Consider the following 16,901-nt stretch of genomic DNA (forward strand, 5'->3'; position numbering starts at 1 on the left):
GCCGCTGCTGGGATCCCGCCGACTCGGTGTTGCCAACACGGGCCCCCGCACTCCCCGGAGAAGCCTCATGTCGCACAACACCATTGCGTTCGAGCACCTGCGGGACCGGCTGCACCGCCGGCGCGGCCCGGGCGGCGGAGCTATGGTCGTCGCACTTCGTCATCTTCGACGTGCGGCCGTCCGGCACCGACACGACCCCGTGGACCTACCAGCACCGCCGGGCGGTCCTCAAAACCTCTTCGCCGCCCGTCGGCGGCGACTAACGTCGACTCAGCCGCCCGCCTCGATACCCGTGGCGGCCAACGCGCTGACGTGCCATGGTCTGCCTTCTGGTCGGGCGTCCTCCGCCACGGTCGGGGCGTGCTTCGCGCCAGCTTCCTTCCCATCCCAGCGCATGCGGGAGAGCACGGCCCGAAATACGCGTCGTTGCCCTGCCGCCACCCGCCCGTTCGTGCGTTCTCAGACTGCTGGGATCGAGTCGGCCGGAGTCCGGCGGCGGGTGAGCAGGGTCCAGGCCACGGCCGCCGCCGCGGTCGCCGCGAGCACGGCCAGCAGCAGCGTGGTGTGGGAGCCGGCGCTGTCGGCGGCCCGGGCGACCGGGTTGGCCAGGCCGAGGCGGTCGGCCAGCCAGCCGAGGGCCGCGATGCCGGTGAGCACCGCGCCGGTCAGCCGCAGTGCGGGCCCGCCCCGCAGGCGGGCGAGGACCAGCAGGGAAGGCAGGGCCAGGCATACCAGCAGGAGCTGGACCAGTTCGATGCCCAGGTTGAAGCCGAGCAGGCTGGTCGCCAACTGGCCGGTGGTCAGCCGCATCTCGGCGAGCACGAAGGAGAACGCCATGCCGTGGCCGAGCCCGAAGACACCGGCCATGAGCGCCTCCCGGCCCGGGAAGAGAGGCCGCACGGCATGGATCGCGCCGACGAGGATGCTGGCCGCGATGAACGCCTCCACCGGCCGGGTGGGCAGGTCGAGACGGCCGAACGCGGTGGCGGCCAGTGCGGCGGAGTGGCCTGCGGTGAAGGCGAGGGTGATCCGGCCGATGCGGGCCAGGGCTGTCCTGGGGCCCACCAGGCCGTTCCAGCGCCCTCCAGCAGCCGCGAGCGGGGCGGGCAGCAGCAGGATGAGCAGGAACAGCAGATGGTCGGTGCCGGTGAGGATGTGGTCGCCGCCTAGTCCCAGCATGGCGACGAAGCCCCGCCAGGCGCTGCCCGCGCCGAGGTCGACCTTCAGGGCCGGGACCTTCATGGTCCGGGTGTCGACACGGATCGTGCCGACCTGGGTGGTGCCCTCACCGTCGACCTGTCCCCCGGCCCAGTCCTGCCGGACCGTCACCAGCACGGTGTGGGTGACGACCTGGTGGACGACGGCGTCGTAGCCGAAAGTGAAGTGACGTACGTCGGCGCCGGCGGGCGGGGTGAGCACAGCCTGGGCGACCAGCTCGCGGTACTCACCGGTGTCGGTCTGGACGGCACGGGTCAGGGAGAGGCGGCCGACGGTGACCTGCCAGGTCCGGCCGTCGGCGGCGGCCGGGCGGATGTGCTGGACCAGGTAGGCGCGGATGGCGCCGGTACGGGCGGCCAGCGTCTTCTCGGACACGCCGATCCCGGCGGCTCGGGTGAACTCGTCGACGGGGAGTTCGAGGCGGGCGGAGACCGAGTGCTCGTACACGTCGAGCTGCACGACCGAGTGCGGCATCGGATGCGCGGCGGCCGGCGACGCCCCGATGAGGAGCGCCGCCGGTACCGCGATCGCGATCCCGGCAACCCAGCGCAGTGCCCTGGTCGGCCAGTTTCGCGGTCGGGTCATGAGAAGGAGAACTCGCTGCCGTAGTCGCGGGTGTGGTCGCGGTACACCGTGTGGTAGTGGACCTTGTCGCGGTAGACCACACCGGTCTGGCAGATGAACTCGACCCAGACGCTCGGGCCGTCGATCCGGACGTAGTCGCCGTTGGTGTCCAGTCCGGTGCCGCCGGAGTAGCTGATGTAGGTGTCCTTCAGCTCCTTGGCGTACGTCTTCATCAGCGCCTTCGCGGTGGCGTCGTCGACGTCCGCGACCCAGGGGTGGATGGCCGCGAGGACCAGCTTCTGCTGCTTCGGGGAGAGCTCGCTGACCTTCAGGCCCTCCTTGGTCGCGGGGAACTCGCCGTCGGAGCCCGGGCCGAGGAGCACGTCGCCGAAGGACTGCGAAAGCTTGGCCTTGGCGAGCTGCCCGGTCGTCAGGCTGCCGGTGAGGGCGAGCATGCCGTCGCGGAACTCGGCCATCGGCTCATAGGTCGTGCCGTCGTCGGCGGTCCAGCTGGTGGGCTCGACGCCGCTGAAGAAGGGGCTGGCGCCGGCGACCTTGCCGTTCTTGAAGGTGATGTTGACGGCGAGGTGGTGGCCGCCGAAGTGCAGTTGCCAGGTGCCGGTCTTCGACGGGGTGCCGAGGAAGGCCAGGTAGTAGTAGCCGCTGCCGTACGCGAAGCCGCCCGGGCCGCCGCCGGTGCCGCCGGAGGGCGGGGTGCCCGTCGGGACGTCCGTCGGAGCGGCCGTGCTCGTCGCGGTGCCGGTGGCCGTCGAGCTCGGCGCCGGGGCGCCGGAGGAGGTGGTCTCGGCCGAGGCGAGCACGTCGTCGGCGAGGATCGTCTGCATGACGTGGTCGTAGCCGGTGTCCTTGCCGGACCCCAGGGCCACCTTGAGCACGCTCTCGGCGGCGGCCAGTTGCTCGTCGCTCAGCGAACCGAAGTCGATGCCTGGGCGACAGGTGCCGGCGCACGGCAGGTTCGACCAGGCGGTCGCGTTGGCCTTGCTGAAGTCCAGGACGGTTGCCGACTGCTGGGCGGCGTCCAGGGTGTTGAGGAACGCGTTGGCCGCGCTGACCACGGCGGCGGTGCCGGTGGCCCTCTTGTCGACCGGGTAGTGCGTGGCGGCCTTCGTGCCGGTGGTGGTCGCGGCGTTGGCCGCGGCAAACCCACCACCGACGAGGAGGACGCCGGCGGCCACGCCGGCGACACCTCGCCAGGTCCGTCGCTTCCGCGCCTGACTGGTTCTTTCCCTACTCACGAAGACTCCCTGGGGACAAGGGCTGGGATGGACGCGCGCGCTGGCGGCAGAACTATCAGCAATATTGTTGACAGCTCAAGGCGTGCGCGTCCGAGCCCGTCCCGTTTGGGAGCCGTGTGACGCATATGCAAGAAATAAGCATGGCCTGCTGACAGGTTCCGCTTATCGCGACCCCAGGTGCCGGGCCAGTCTCATAGGCGCGTGGCGCCCGGCGGGGAAGGACGCGTGACCGCGGCAGGTCCAACGCGTCCTTGCCCCATCCCGCTCGGGCCGCCCCGGCCGGTGAGGGACCTGACGGGCCGTGGCCGAAACCGGGACAGTGGTCGCGTGACCGGGGGCCGAGGGATGACGGGTGTGACGGTTGCGAGATGGATCTTCGCCGTCAGGCAGCGGCAGCCACCGGGGCCGATCGTGTCCGCGGCAGCCGTCGCGCCGGTTTCCGGCTCAGGGGTCATCACCGTGATGGACGCCCACGTGATCAGCGACTCTCTGACCTGCGGGAGAGGTTCATGGCTGCGGCAGCGCCGGCGGGCCCGCATGATCCACGACAGTGAGCGTGCGACGGCCCAGCTGCGGAACAGGACGATGAGGCCCGGCGTGTGCGGCGGGCGGCCTACCGTTTTCGAGGTGATGTGCAACCGGTCCTTTGCCCAGGTCACCAGCGGTCCCGCATAGCCGGGATCGGCCCGGGCGGTGGCGATCTCGGGGTGCATCAAATGCATCCGGAACAAGATCTCCTCTGCCGCGTCGCGGTCCTGGACGTCGGCCGGAGTGACCATGACGACCATCACCAGACCGCGGGTGTCGGCCACGTCGTCGTGTGGCAGCCCGAGGGTTGTGGCTCGGTCTCGGCATGGGTCATGGGTCATGGGTCGATGCTGCGGGGCGGTCGGCGGCCGTGCTGCCGGCGCGGCCGCCCAGCAGCCGCTGAACCCCCGCCGGGCTAACCGCGGCGAGAAGGACAGCCGTGTGGATGCCGTGCAGGACCGCGGTCTGGCGGGGGTCGATCCCGTGCAGGGCCTCCACCGGCGGCGCGCCGAGCCAGTCGGCGGCCTGGCCGGGGGCGACAGCGAGGACCCCGCCGAGCCCGCTGATCTGGGCGGAAGCGGTGGCGGTGGCTGTCGGGCCGACACCGACGCGCACATCGATACCCAGGCGGGAGATCGCACGCACCCGTAGAACCTCGCCCAGGTGCCGGGCGTCGGCACCGTGGCAGCTCAGCGCGCCTTTCAGCGCGTAGGCGCGGCGATGAGCGGATCGGCGGTGGGCCGACGCCGAACGCCCCGCTCGGGTGCATGGGCGTCGCACACGGCACGGCCATGTCGCTACCCGAGCCGACATGGCCTTGCCGTATGCATCTGTGGAGGCGCTTCTGTAGAACGCCGGACGCACGCCGGGTTGCGTGACCAAGGCCGCCCCACTTGACCCGATCCGGCAGGCCGGATCAGCCGGCAGCAGTTCCGTGGGGGCGGTTGCGGACCAGGAGGAGCGAGGCGAGGGCCGCGCACAGGAAGACCACCGAGACGACGGTCATCCCCAGGTGGACGCCGGATGTGAAGGCGTCGCCGAGGGCGGTGGTCACGCTGCGGGGTGCAGATCCGTTCCCCTTGCCGGTCGACACGGCCTGCTGGATCGCGGGCCACTGGGACGGCGGCACGTGGTGGGCGTCGAGGCGGGCGGGCAGCCGGTCCTCGAGCCGGCGGGCGAGCAGTGCGCCGAGGATGGAGGAGCCCATGACGGAGCCGACCTGGCGGAAGGCGTTGACAGCTCCGGAGGCCATGCCGGCCCGCTCTGCGGACACGCTGACCAGCGCCGCCGCCGTACTCGGGGCCGCGACGAGCCCGGACGCCGCGCCGAAGAGGGCGAACAGCCACCACACCTGGGCGTAGGGGGTGTCCGGCTGCACGGTGGCGAGACCGGCCGTGGCGGCCGCTCCCGCCAAGAAGCCGACGGTCAGGGGCAGTTTGAAGCCCGTACGGCGGATGACACGTCCCGTGGCGGAGGCGACGACAACGTACACGCCGAAGAGTGCGAGCAGTCGCCATCCCACGTCCAGTGCTGTCAGGTGCTGGACGCGCTGGTAGTACAGGACGGACAGGATGGCGACTCCGGTGAAGCCGAACAGCGAGACGCCGGCGACGAACATGACGGCGCTGAACGAGGCCGAGCGGAACAGGCTCATGTCCAGCAGCGGGGCCGCCGCGACGCGTTCGACGAGGACGAAGCCGACGAGGGCGGCGGCCGCGACGAACCAGGCGGTGAGGATGCCGGTGCTGGTGTAGCCGTCGTGCCCGCCTTCGATCAGGGCGTAGACGAGTGCCGCGATGCCGACGACCGCGAGGAGCTGGCCGGGGATGTCGAGACGACCGCCCGGAGCGCGCGACTCGGAGACGAATGCCCCGACGAGCATGCTGAGGGCGGCCAGGACGACGGTCGACAGGAAGACGCTGTTCCAGTGGAAGTGCTCCAGCAGCACGCCGGCGATCAGCGGGCCGACCGCGAGACCGATGCCGGACGACGCGGCCCAAGCGGTGACGACCTCGGTGCGCCGGTGCGGGTCGGTGAAGGTCGAGCCCAGCACGGCCAGGCTGTTGGGCAGGATGAGCGCTCCGCCGACGCCGGAGACGAGCTGGCCGATGATGATGCCCTCGGTGGAGTCGGCAGCGAAGACGGTCAGCGAGCCCGTGATCATCACGGCGGCGCCTATGAGGAAGGCCCGCTTACGGCCGTACAGGTTGCCGATGGTGCCTGCGGAGATGACGGTGCTTGCCACGACGAGGGTGTAGGCGGAGGGGATCCACACCAGGCCGCTGGGTGAGACGTGCAGGTCGTCCTGGATGGCCGACATGGCGGACACCGACGCCGTGATGAGCAGGAACGTCGTCATCGCTCCGAGGCACATCGCGAGGAGTGTCAGCGCCGGGGACGGGCGGTGGGCGGATTGCCCTGCGGGCGCCGCGGCGCCGGGCCGTTCGACGTGTTCGGCGCTTGTTCGCGCGGCGGATGAGGGGGTGGATGGCATGGGTGTCCTCGTCTCGGCTGAGCCGTCGGCGGGCGGGCCGCCGCTCGTCGTTTCCGGCCGAGGGCGGCTGTCGTGGCGCGTGGCCGGTCGTCGGTGATCGACGGTGCGGTCGCGGTGAAGGTGTGGCGCGAGGCGGCAAGCGACGATGGCGGCGCCGCACCCCCGCTGGCTTTTGTCGTGGCAAGTCAGACGCTAGACCCTGACTTCGTTTGAGGCAAGCCAGGGTAAGGTGGAGTCATGACGGATCTGCTGAAGGAACGCGACGCCTGGTCGATGACCAACTGCTCGATCGCCCGCGCGCTCGACGTCGTCGGCACGAGATCGGCGTTGCTGATCATGCGGGAGGCATTCTTCGGCACACGCCGGTTCGACGACTTCGCCCGGCGCGTCGGCATCGGCGAACCCGCGACGGCCGCCCGGCTCAAGGAGCTGACCCGGGCGGGCCTGCTGGAGAAGACGCCCTACCGGGAGGACGGCCAGCGCACGCGCTACGCCTACGAGCTCACCGAGAAGGGCCGGGCCTTCCTGCCCGTCCTTCAGGCCCTGCGACAGTGGGGAGATACCTGGGCCGCCGACGAGCCGGGCCCTCCCGTGATCGTGCGACACAAGGACTGCGGCGCCCGCGTCCGCGTGGTGCAGCGTTGTGAGGAGGGGCACGAGGTGGCAGCGGGCGAGTCCGTCGTCGAAGCGGGCCCCGGTCTGATCCGCACCGAGCCGGAAACGGCCTGACTCCCCCGTCCGTCCCGTGGGCGGCGATGAGGAACGCCGGAAAGGCGCGAGGGAGCCTTAGGCCCGCCCTCGCGCCCTTCTCGCGCCCGGCAGCAGGTGACTCAGACCCGCTGCCTGCGCACGCCCTCCAACTCCCGCACCAGGCCCGCGGCGACGTCCTTGGCGTCACCGAACAGCATGAGGGTCTTGTCGAGGTGGTACAGCTCGTTCTCGACACCGGCGAACCCGGCGCTCATGCCGCGCTTGACGACCATGACGGTGCGCGCGGCCGCCACGTCGAGGATCGGCATGCCGTAGATCGGACTGTCCTCACGGGTGCGCGCGGCCGGGTTGGTGACGTCGTTGGCGCCGACCACCAGCGCGACGTCTGCCTGCGCGAAGTCGCTGTTGATCTCGCCCATGTCCAGGATCCGGTCGTAGGGGACGTCGGCCTCGGCGAGCAGGACGTTCATGTGGCCGGGCATACGGCCCGCGACCGGGTGGATGGCGTAGCGTACGCGCGCTCCCTGCTCCTCCAGGAGTTCGGCGACCTCCTTGATACGGTGCTGGGCCTGGGCGACGGCCAACCCGTAACCGGGCACGATGATGACGTCCCTGGCAGTTTCCAGGATCATGGCCGCCTCGTCGGGGCCCGCGCTGCGCACCGGCCGTTCCTGTGCCTGCTCCGCGGCTGCCGGCCCGCTCGCGGGGGCCTGTCCGAAAGCGCCGAAGAGCACATTGCGGAACGAGCGGTTCATGGCGCGGCTCATCATGACGGACAGCAGGAATCCGGACGCGCCGTCGAGAGCGCCCGCGACGATGAGGGCCTTGTTGTCGAGCACCAGGCCCATGGCCGCGCCCGAGAGACCGGCGTAGGAGTTCAGCAGGGAGATCACGGTGGGCATGTCCGCGCCGCCGATCGGCACCACGAGAAGCACCCCGAACAGGGAGGACAGGGCGAGCAGGACCGGGAAGCGGGCATCTGTTTGCGGGGAGACCACCAGCCACAGGGCGACGAGCACCGCGGCGGTGAACAGCACCAGATTCACCGTCTGCTGACCCGCGAAGACCGTCGGACGCTGCGGAAGGATTCCCTTGAGCTTGCCGAAGGCCATCAGACTGCCGGTGAAGGTCACACAGCCGAGCAGGACCTCGCACATCAGCGCCGTCGCGACGAATGTGCTCAGCGACTGGGCACGGTCGTAGTACTCGGCGGTGCCGACGAGAGCGGCGGCCAGGGCGCCGAACGCGTGCGAGAGGGCGATGCGTTCGGGCATCGCGGTCATCGGCATGTACTTGGCCATCGCGCCGCCGATGAGAGATCCGGCGACCACCGCCGGCAGGATCCACCGGAAGTCGACGATCTCCTCGTGGAGCAGCGTGCCGACGACGGCCGCCGCCATGCCGAGCACCGCCAGCAGCAGCCCGCGGCGGGCGCTGCGCGGGTGGGTCAGCCCCCGCAGGCCGACGATGAACAGCGTGCCGGAGACGAGATAGAGCAGGGGGATGACGAGGTCACGCATCGGCCTTGGCCTTTCCCGTGGACCGAGCCGAACCGCTGGGGCGGAACATGCGCAGCATGCGGTCGGTGATGAGGAAGCCGCCGACGACGTTGATGCTGGAGGCGCCGACGGCGACGGCGCCCAGCGTGGTGATGAGCGGACCGCGCTGGGATCCCGCCAGCAGCAGGCTGCCGACCAGGGAGATGCCCGCGATGGCGTTGGTGAGGGCCATGAGCGGGGTGTGCAGCAGAGCCGGGACGCGCCGGATGACTTCCAGGCCGACGACGGATCCAAGGACCAGGACGTAGAGACCGGTCTCGATGGCGGGTGACATGATCAGCTTCTTTCTGCGGTGACGGCGTTGACGGCGGGCGGTGCTCCGGCCTCGGCGGCGCCGGCGTCCTCCAGGCCGAGCAGTTCGCGCACTTGCGGGTGGACGACCCGGCCCGCACCGGTCAGGAGGGTGTCGCGGATGATCGCGTCGTCCGAGTCGAGCCGCGGGCCGTCGGCGTCGAGCAGGTGGCGGGTGAAGTTGGCGATGTTGCGCGCGAACAGGCGGCTGGCGTGGGCCGGCGCACCGGCGGGCAGATTGGTCGGCGCGGTGACCGACACACCGGCGAGCACCACCGTGTCGTCGGGCACCGACACGGCGCAGTTGCCGCCCTGTGCGGCAGCGGCGTCCACGACGACGGAGCCGGGCCGCATCGCGCGGACCATCTCCTCGGTGACGAGGACGGGCGCGGGCCTGCCGGGAACCTGGGCCGTGGCGATGACGATGTCGGCGGCGGCGACCTCGTTGCCGAGGACCTCGCGCTGGCGGGCGTAGAACTCCTCCTGCTGGGCCTGCGCGTAGCCGCCCGCGCCCTCGGCCGAGGAGGTGTCCAGGGGCAGGTCGACGAAGACGCCGCCGACGCTCTCGACCTGCTCTCGGGCCGCGGCGCGGATGTCGTAGGCGCGGACCACGGCGCCCAGGCGGCGGGAGGTCGCGATGGCCTGCAGGCCGACGACACCCGCGCCGAGGACGAGGACCCGGGCCGGGGCGAGCGTCCCGGCGGCGGTGGTCGTCATCGGCAGCATCTTGTCGAGCCGGTCGGCCGCGATCAGCGCCGCACGATAGCCGGCGACTGCGGACTGCGAGGAGAGCACGTCCATGGCCTGCGCGCGGGTGATGCGCGGCAGCAGGTCCAGGGAGAACGCCGTGACCTCGTGGTCGGCCAGGCGGCGCACGGGTTCGGGATGGCTGAGGGGGTTGGCGAGCCCGACGAGGACGGCGGAGGGCCGCGTCAGCGCGAGGTCCTCCCCCGAGGCGTCGGCCGACACGGTCCCGCCGGCTCCGGCGAGGTGGACCTGCAACACGATGTCGGCGCCGAACGCGTCGGCGCGGGTCCCGGGCACGGCCCCGGCGGCGAGGTACGCGTCGTCGGAGTGACCGGCCCGGTCGCCGGCGCCGTGCTCGACAGTGACCTTGTGGCCTTCGTCGGCGAGTGCACGCACTTCGTCGGGGGTGAGTGCTACCCGGGTCTCTCCCGGGACGACTTCTCGTGGGACGCCGATGTGCATCTGCGTCGTTCCTTTCCGGTGCCGGCATGTCGGGCCGGCGCATGGGTGGGCGGATGGTGAAGAGGGCCGCGTCCGGTGGCGGCCGGTGCATACGGTGAGCGGTTGGCGGACGGGCGAACAGCCGGTGTCTCCAGCGGACGGCCGGCGGACAGCTGCCGGTGCCGCGCAGGACGGTCGCGCCACGGCGCGGGGTTCGAGCAGACGGCCGGACGACGGCGCGGGTGGTGCGAAGGGCTGCCGCGGCCAGTGGGTCCTGGGAGGGTGCGGGTCGCGAAGGCGGCCCGCCCCGTCGGGCGGGCCGCCAGGTCGCCGCACTTCTGCGTCGCTCAGACGCCGAGGGCCATGAATCCGCCGTCGACGGCCAGGGTGACGCCGGTGATGTAGCTGGCGCGGGACGAGGCAAGGAACACGATCGCCTCGGCGATCTCGCGCGCGGAGGCGAGGCGGGCCAGAGGAACGCGGGCGCCCAGGGCCTCGAAGTCGTCCTCACCGATCATGTCGACCACGTTGTCCGTCCGGGTGTGCCCCGGCGCCACTGCGTTGAACCGGACCCCGCGGTTCCCGAACTCGACCGCCCAGGTGCGGGTGAAGGAGTCCACCGCAGCCTTGGAGGCGCCGTACACCGCGGTACCTCCCACGCCGCTCAGGCCAGCGATGGTCGTGACGTTGACGACGCTCCCGGATCCCCGGTCGGCCATGCCGGCGACCAGGGCCTGGGTGAGGAAGAACGTGCCGCGCACATTGGTGTCGACCAGGGCGCCGAACGTCTGCAACCCCTGCTCCAGCGTGGGGGCGAACGGGTAGGCGCCGGCATTGTTCACCAGCACGTCGACGTCCGCGGACTCCTCGGCGAGGCGGCGCACCGAGTCCAGGTCGCTGAGGTCGGCGGCGACGAATCTGGCCTTGCCGCCGGCCGCCTCGATCGCCGCCACGGTCTCGGCGCCCTTGAGCGCGTTGCGCCCTGAGACGATGACCGAGGCGCCCTGGCCGGCCAGCAGCAGCGCCGTCTCCCGGCCGATACCGGACGTGCTGCCGGTCACGAGAGCGGTCTGGTTCTCGAACTGCATGAAAAATTCCTTTCGACGGGGCCGATCGTGCCCCGCGCTTTCAGGTGCGAAGAATTCGGTATTGACTCTCGGGGATTTCCGCCCCGGCACAAAATCGCCGCCCAGGGGACGAAAAAGCGCCGACAACCCCTTTGAACTGGGTGTTCCTCCAGCCGATCCGTGTCGCTTTTCGTCGCCATAAGGAGATCGGTCAGTTGACGCTCTGGCCTCCGTCGACCATGAGCGACTGACCGGTGACGAAGGAGGCGCGGTCGGACAGGAGGAAGAGGACGACCTGGGCCACTTCCTCCGCTTCTCCGATCCGTCCGAGCGGGATGTTCCGGCCGTGCGGGTGGTCCTCCGAGCCGTCCTCGCGACGGCTGATGCCGCCTTCGGTGAGCGGCGTGCGGATCACGGTGGGGTTCACGGTGTTGACGCGGATACTGTCCGGGCCAAGCTCGACGGCGGCGGCCCGGGCCAGAGCGGCGACGCCTCCCTTGGTGGCGCTGTAGACGGAGATGCCGGGCGTTCCGCGTTCGGCGAAGACGGACCCGTTGATGACGATGGCTCCGCCCCGGCCCTGGCGTTTCATCTGCCGCGCCTGGGCCTGCACGGCGAAGAAGGTGCCCTTGAGGTTGGCGTCGACGAGGTGGTGCCAGGCGCTCTCGTCGAGTTCGGTGAGCGGGCCGAGGGCAGCGGTGCCCGCGTTGTCAAAGGCGACGTCGAGGCGGCCGAAGCGCTCGACGACCTGATCCACCACGTCGCCGGCGCCCTGCACGTCGGTGGAGTCGGCCTTGATGAACAGGGCCTGACCGCCGCCCGCGGCGATCTCGTCGGCCACTTCCTTGCCCGCGTTCTCACGCCGCCCGGTGAACGCCACCTTCGCGCCCTCCCGCGCGAACAAAAGCGCGGCGGCTCGGCCGATTCCGGACGTTCCTCCGGTGATCAGCGCGACCTTTCCTTCCAGTAGACCCATCACGGTTCCTCAGATGTTTCGTAGGGGTGATCCGGAGTGCCGTAGCGGCTTCCGGATTTTGTCGCCTTGCGGTGACGCCCCTGCACAGCGAATCCACCGCTGCCGTCATTCCGGACCGGCCATCACGGAATTCGATCGCCGTCAACGGGAAAAGCGTTGACCGTTCCACCCGGTGGATACCGACGCGCGGCCGCTCTGGCGTCCGGGCTGAACGCGGCCATCGGCGCTGCTTCTGGCCGGGGCATGACCGGGCGGCTGCCCGTGTGCTGGTATGGAGAAATGGAACTGCGGGAATTGCGAACCTTCGTGGCGGTCGCCGAGGAGGGCGGCATGTCCGCCGCCGCCCGCCGACTGCACATGAGCCAGTCGGCGCTGTCGCAGACGGTGAGCGGCCTTGAGCGGCAACTCGGGCTGAAGCTGCTGATCCGCACCAACACCGGCGTCCGTCCCACCGAAGAGGGCGAGACCCTGCTGGCGGAGGCCCGCGCCGTGATCGCCCGCCACGACCAGGCCATGCGGACCATGGCGAGCCTGACCAGCCCCGGCTGCGGGCTGCTGCGCATCGGCATCCCCTTGGAACTCCCGTCCGACCTGCTCCAGCCGGCCATGGAACAGGTGGCGGCCTCCTGCCCCGGCACACGCGTGCAGGCCCGCCACCTGTCGTCCGCCGCCCAGCTGGAGGCGCTGCGCGCCGGTGACCTCGACATCGGTCTGCTCCGGGAACGTCCCGTCGACCCCGACCTCGACGCCATGCTGGTCGTCACGGAGAAGCTGGGCGTGCTGCTGGCCGCGAGCGTCGCCGCCGAACTGGCGGACGACGAGGGCGTGCGCCTGGAGACCCTCCGTGGCCTGGAGTGGGTGAGCTTTCCCCGCTCCGGCAGCCCGGCGTGGTACGACGAAGTGACCTCGGTGCTACGCAGCTTCGGCCTCGACCTGGGACCTGAGCCGCCGCACGATCAGTCGTTGATCGCCGAGGTCAAGCTGGCGGCCGTCGGCACCGAGAAGGCCTTCGCCCTGGCGCCGCCCCGCTGGTCCCAGCCACTGCCCGAGAACGTGGTGTGGAAGCCACTGCACCGGCATCCGCTGGTCCGCCGCACCTGGGCCGCGTGGCCGACCCACTCCCGACGGCGCGACCTGGCCGCCTTCATCACAGGACTTCCGACCGTGGACCTCTGACGCACACCGGGTCTGCGACGCCATTGGAATAAACGGTCGCTGCTATCAGGGAATTCGATTGCCGAGTTCTCCGCGAAGCGCTTCCCGCCAAGAGCATCCACGCCTCTGACCTGGGAATATGATGGAAAGGGGGAGGGATTTGACGGCACCTCCCTCTTATGGACACACTCCACCGCGAGGCCTTTCCCGGTCGACTTGGAAAACCACTCCACGAAAAATGAGACGTACGTTGTGGCTCGAGACCCGGCTCTTCAATGGAGTGCTTATCGCTGGCTCCGATCGAGCGAGCCGAGGAGGAGCGCGGCAGGCCCCCGGGCGTGCGGGAGCTCGCCGGTGGCGCGGGGGTGAGCCAGTCCGCCGCCTCGCGGCTCGTCGCCCGTCTGGAAGGACGTGGTCTCCTCGGTCGTCTGACGTGCCGCGACGACTTGCGGCGCGCTCACCTTCGCCTGCGCTCCGCTGGCCGTGAACTTCTGGAGTCCGCGCGGGCTGTCCATGACGCAGCCGTGCGCGATGCGATGCCTTTTGCCGCGCGTCATTCCGAGTTCCGCCAGCTGGTTCACCACATCACGGCGGAAATGAGCCCGGTTCCCTTGCCGAACCATTTGCCTGATGGCAACCGTCGGCAGACGTCGTAACGGATAGTGGTCGCCCGGCGCTCAAGGCATCCGCGTCGGTTCATGCTCTGTTTTCTGACAGGTGCCCTCTGTCGTGCTTATGGCTGCTGCCGGATTTTCCGTCGGTTGACGCCTTCGGTGAATTCTCTGAGCGCGGTTACATGTGAGGGCGGCGGGCTCCATGGCCGGCCGGAGGAAAAGATGAAAGCAGGGAGTCATCGAGATGACTACGACAGCAGGGGCGGAAGAGCGGCTGAATGCGCTGCGGGCTAGCTCCGACCGGCTTCGCCGCCTCGTGGACGGTCTGTCCGAGACGGAATTGACCCGGCAGTCCTTCGCGCGGGACTGGACCATCGCGCAGGTGCTGTCCCACCTGGGGAGCGCCGCCGAGATCTGCTTGATGCTGGTGAAGCGAGGCGCCGCCGGAGACATGAGGGCTCCCGTGCGCGAGGACATGCTCCCCGTCTGGGAGCGCTGGGACGCCTTGCCGCCGCTCGATCAGCGAGCGGCCTGGAGAGAGGCGGACATGCGGCATCTCGCACTCCTCGACTCCCTCGGGACGACTCGGCAGGACGCGTTCGAGATCCCGTACTTCGCCGGCCCGCTGAGCACCGCGGAGTACGCCGGATACCGACTGTCCGAACAGTCGGTCCACGCCTGGGACATCGCCGTCGCCCTCGACGCCTCCGCGGTCATTCCCGCCGAAGAAGTCGTCCTTCTGTGGCAGCGGATCGATCTGGTGGCGAGCCGTTTCAGGGACGGTGACACCCTCGGCCCTCTCGCGCCCGCTCAGGTGGCGATCGAACTGACCGACCGCAACCGCACGCAGTTGCTCGACCTCGGGGCCGAACTGCACGTCTACCCGGCGGAGCCGGCTGATCCGGTGGCCACGCTCACGGGTACGTCGGAGGCCGTGGTGCGACTGGTCTACGGCAGGCACCGTCCTGGCATCGACCCGCTCCGGGCGGAGGGGAAGATCGGGATCGACGATCTGCGCGCCCTGTTCCCCGGGTTCTGAGAGGGCCACCGCGTACGGCCGGCTGACGCGTAGCGCGGGGGCGGCCGGCCGGGGAGGGACTGAGAGGGCTCGCCGGCCAGGCCTCCGCGGGCTGCCTGGCGGGTCCGGTTTCCGGTGAGCGACGCGGAGAGCTTCGTGCACGAGGCGATCGTCCCGTCGACGACGGGGGTCGCGTCGCCGTCCGAGGTCGCTCCGGACGGCGCTGTGTCAGGCGTTGTCTGCGGCGTGGTGCCGCCGGTAATGGCGGGCGACACGCACCCGGTTGCCGCATGCCGGGGAGCACCACTCCCGGCGTGGGTTGTTCTTGACGAAGAAGAGCAGGCAGTTGGGTGCCAGACAGGGGCGCAGGCGATCACGGTCGGGGCCCGCGAAAAGTTCGACGGCTTGGTACGCGATGAGCTGCACGGCGAGGCGCGCAGATGTCCCGGAACCGCGGTACGCGACGGCGGGCCGGCCGCCCTCCGCCCAGACGAACTGGGGCCAGACCTCGGCCAGGGCGTTCAGTGTGGTGATCGCCTCCGAGCGCGCCAAGTCCGGTGCGGTGGCCGGGGGACGTGGATCCTCGGTCACCTCCGCCGCCAGCCGTCGCAGCGCGTCGCGCAGCGCACGCAGCGCTCCGGCGACCGGGCGCACCGCAGCCTCGTCGAACTGGTCGGCCTGGAGGCCGGTCCAGGTGGTCAGGCGGTCCCCGATCGCACGCAGCCAGGCGCTCGCGCCGGCATCGTCCGCGAGGGCGTCACGGGTGCGGCCGCGATCGACCGTGACGGTGTTCATCAATTCGATCGGCAGCACTTCCCCCAGCAGCACCGCACCCGTGGTCTCTCCGGCGGACGTCATCCCTCCACCTTACCGGACTAATGGATGGAAGCCGCGGAGACCGTTTGACATGAGGCGGACAGCGCACCATAGTTCTAATGGTCATAGGAAGCATCAACCATTAGCTTGATGGGAGGCCGCCATGTCGGCGCTGCCCCAGATCGACCCTGCCGATGCCACCGGCGAAGCAGCCAAGCTGCTCGCAGAGCTCAAGAAGAGCGTCGGCTCCGTCCCCAACATGGCCAAAGTCATGGCGAACAGCCCTGCCTTGCTCAAGGGATGGATGAGCCTGTCCGACGCGCTCGCCGGCGGTGTACTGCCGGCCGCCGTCCGGGAACGTCTCGCCCTGGCCACCGCAGAGCACAACCGCTGCGGCTACTGCCTGTCCGCCCACACGTTCCTGGCCAAGAACGTCGCCAAGCTCGACCCCGACGAAATAGAACGCGCACGCCGCGCCGAATCCGCGGACTCGCACGCGGCAGCCCTGCTCGCGCTTTCCGACGCCATCACCCGCGGCCACGGCACCGTGGATGCGACCACCCTGGAGTCGGCCCGGACCGCCGGCGTCACCGACGCCGAGATCGCCGAAGTCGTCGGCAACCTCGCACTCAACATCCTGACCAACTACTTCAACCTCGTCGCCGGCACCGCCAACGAATTCCCTCCCGTCAAGCCGCACACGCAGTCCTGACGACCGCACGGGTGGGCCGCCTCGCCAGGCAACTGCGGCCCCTCACACCGCCCGTGCTCCGCCGCCCGGCATGACGGCCGGGCGGCGGGGCACGGGCAGCAACCTCGGAGGCGTTGCGCATCCACCTGTGCGGACGCCGCGCCGCGTTCGGACTCGGCCTGATCGTCGTCAGCCGCGCAGTAAGGCACCCGGACCCGGGTCCCCTGGTGCGGGGCAGGGCCGTAGTGGAAGGGATGGCACGCGACCTGGACTCCGCCGGAGCCAATGCTGGCCACGCGCACCCCGTCGCCGCAGCTCAGCGCAGGCTGGCTGCTGAACCCAGGTGGGACGGGTTCTGGGCCATCATGTCCGTCGACCCGACCACGTCATACTGCACTCGAGGCACGGCACCCAGATGGCAGCCGCATCCCCGGAGGTTGTGGCCGGGGCCGGCCAACTGCCCGACGCGACCGCACTGGACGGCGTTGTGTGACCTGCAAGGGTGTCTCAGGCGTTCGGTGTCTCAGATGCCTTGTCCCCGACCGGCCCCTTCAGAGGCTGTCTTTCCGCTCTTGGAGGTTGGAGATCGTAGTGGGGTTCAGGGACCGTTTCTCGTTCAGGTGATCTTGTAGCTGTTGGCGCTGAAAACAGGGCCTCCTGCACAGCCCGCAGATGTTGAAGTTGAGCAGGGGGCAGTGAGCGTGGCGTGCTCGCGTGGGCGAGCCTGTCGGGGCTTCAGGGTGTGGGTGGGGGTC

General features: G+C 70.3%; 16 protein-coding genes. 5 read left to right on the forward strand and 11 right to left on the reverse strand.

Going from position 1 to position 16,901, the window contains the following annotated elements:
• Positions 1-459: 459 nt before the first annotated feature.
• From AOJ26_RS05525 to AOJ26_RS05545, 5 genes are all read right to left on the reverse strand, one after another.
• A complete protein-coding gene (locus tag AOJ26_RS05525; RefSeq protein WP_053847026.1) occupies positions 460-1,803 on the reverse strand; it encodes a HupE/UreJ family protein in 1,344 nt (447 codons plus the stop codon).
• Positions 1,800-2,978 (reverse strand): DUF3500 domain-containing protein, encoded by a 1,179-nt coding sequence (locus tag AOJ26_RS05530; RefSeq protein ID WP_063790232.1) that lies wholly within the window; start codon positions 2,976-2,978, stop codon positions 1,800-1,802. The genes AOJ26_RS05525 and AOJ26_RS05530 overlap by 4 nt, the downstream gene beginning before the upstream one ends.
• A gap of 251 nt (positions 2,979-3,229) precedes the next feature.
• A complete protein-coding gene (locus AOJ26_RS42695) occupies positions 3,230-3,850 on the reverse strand; it encodes an IS5/IS1182 family transposase (protein ID WP_063790233.1) in 621 nt (206 codons plus the stop codon).
• A gap of 46 nt (positions 3,851-3,896) precedes the next feature.
• Positions 3,897-4,211 carry a hypothetical protein gene (locus tag AOJ26_RS05540; RefSeq protein WP_053847027.1) on the reverse strand — a complete coding sequence of 105 codons (315 nt, stop codon included), beginning with the start codon at positions 4,209-4,211 and terminating at the stop codon, positions 3,897-3,899.
• 271 nt (positions 4,212-4,482) lie between these two features.
• Positions 4,483-5,940: an MFS transporter gene (locus AOJ26_RS05545; protein ID WP_199828829.1), complete on the reverse strand. Its 1,458-nt coding sequence runs from the start codon at positions 5,938-5,940 to the stop codon at positions 4,483-4,485.
• Between the two features lie 357 nt (positions 5,941-6,297).
• Here AOJ26_RS05545 and AOJ26_RS05550 point away from each other — a divergent pair, with 357 nt between their 5' ends.
• Positions 6,298-6,789, forward strand: a complete 492-nt coding sequence (locus AOJ26_RS05550) for a winged helix-turn-helix transcriptional regulator (RefSeq protein WP_053847029.1) — start codon at positions 6,298-6,300, stop codon at positions 6,787-6,789.
• 101 nt (positions 6,790-6,890) lie between these two features.
• On the opposite strand, the gene AOJ26_RS05555 is transcribed toward AOJ26_RS05550, so the two are convergent.
• The 5 genes from AOJ26_RS05555 to AOJ26_RS05575 all read right to left on the reverse strand — a co-directional run bounded on the left by AOJ26_RS05555 (position 6,891) and on the right by AOJ26_RS05575 (position 11,852).
• The gene (locus tag AOJ26_RS05555) at positions 6,891-8,291 is read right to left on the reverse strand and encodes an NAD(P)(+) transhydrogenase (Re/Si-specific) subunit beta (RefSeq protein ID WP_053847030.1); all 1,401 of its coding nucleotides are present in this window, start codon (positions 8,289-8,291) and stop codon (positions 6,891-6,893) included.
• Positions 8,284-8,604, reverse strand: a complete 321-nt coding sequence (locus tag AOJ26_RS05560) for an NAD(P) transhydrogenase subunit alpha (protein ID WP_179200232.1) — start codon at positions 8,602-8,604, stop codon at positions 8,284-8,286. The genes AOJ26_RS05555 and AOJ26_RS05560 overlap by 8 nt, the downstream gene beginning before the upstream one ends.
• A gap of 2 nt (positions 8,605-8,606) precedes the next feature.
• Positions 8,607-9,830: an NAD(P) transhydrogenase subunit alpha gene (locus AOJ26_RS05565; RefSeq protein WP_053847031.1), complete on the reverse strand. Its 1,224-nt coding sequence runs from the start codon at positions 9,828-9,830 to the stop codon at positions 8,607-8,609.
• A gap of 326 nt (positions 9,831-10,156) precedes the next feature.
• Entirely contained in the window at positions 10,157-10,897 is a 741-nt protein-coding gene (locus AOJ26_RS05570; RefSeq protein WP_053847032.1) for an SDR family NAD(P)-dependent oxidoreductase, read from the reverse strand.
• Positions 10,898-11,087: 190 nt separating this feature from the next.
• The gene (locus AOJ26_RS05575) at positions 11,088-11,852 is read right to left on the reverse strand and encodes an SDR family NAD(P)-dependent oxidoreductase (protein ID WP_053847033.1); all 765 of its coding nucleotides are present in this window, start codon (positions 11,850-11,852) and stop codon (positions 11,088-11,090) included.
• A gap of 279 nt (positions 11,853-12,131) precedes the next feature.
• Here AOJ26_RS05575 and AOJ26_RS05580 point away from each other — a divergent pair, with 279 nt between their 5' ends.
• The 3 genes from AOJ26_RS05580 (at position 12,132) to AOJ26_RS05590 (ending at position 14,660) form a co-directional block, all read left to right on the forward strand.
• Entirely contained in the window at positions 12,132-13,028 is an 897-nt protein-coding gene (locus AOJ26_RS05580) for a LysR family transcriptional regulator (RefSeq protein WP_053847034.1), read from the forward strand.
• A 254-nt stretch (positions 13,029-13,282) separates the two neighbouring features.
• Positions 13,283-13,663, forward strand: coding sequence for a MarR family transcriptional regulator (locus AOJ26_RS45175; RefSeq protein WP_078959756.1), 381 nt, complete (start codon positions 13,283-13,285; stop codon positions 13,661-13,663).
• 202 nt (positions 13,664-13,865) lie between these two features.
• Entirely contained in the window at positions 13,866-14,660 is a 795-nt protein-coding gene (locus AOJ26_RS05590; protein ID WP_053847036.1) for a maleylpyruvate isomerase family mycothiol-dependent enzyme, read from the forward strand.
• A 207-nt stretch (positions 14,661-14,867) separates the two neighbouring features.
• Here the strand turns inward: AOJ26_RS05590 and AOJ26_RS05595 are convergent, their stop codons facing one another.
• On the reverse strand, positions 14,868-15,497 hold the full coding sequence (locus tag AOJ26_RS05595; protein WP_053847037.1) for a CGNR zinc finger domain-containing protein: 630 nt from the start codon (positions 15,495-15,497) through the stop codon (positions 14,868-14,870).
• 121 nt (positions 15,498-15,618) lie between these two features.
• Between AOJ26_RS05595 and AOJ26_RS05600 the strand changes: the two genes are divergently transcribed.
• A complete protein-coding gene (locus AOJ26_RS05600; protein ID WP_053847038.1) occupies positions 15,619-16,167 on the forward strand; it encodes a carboxymuconolactone decarboxylase family protein in 549 nt (182 codons plus the stop codon).
• The last annotated feature ends 734 nt before the right edge of the window (positions 16,168-16,901 follow it).

This window comes from Streptomyces sp. NRRL B-24085, assembly GCF_001282115.1.
Classification (GTDB): domain Bacteria; phylum Actinomycetota; class Actinomycetes; order Streptomycetales; family Streptomycetaceae; genus Streptomyces.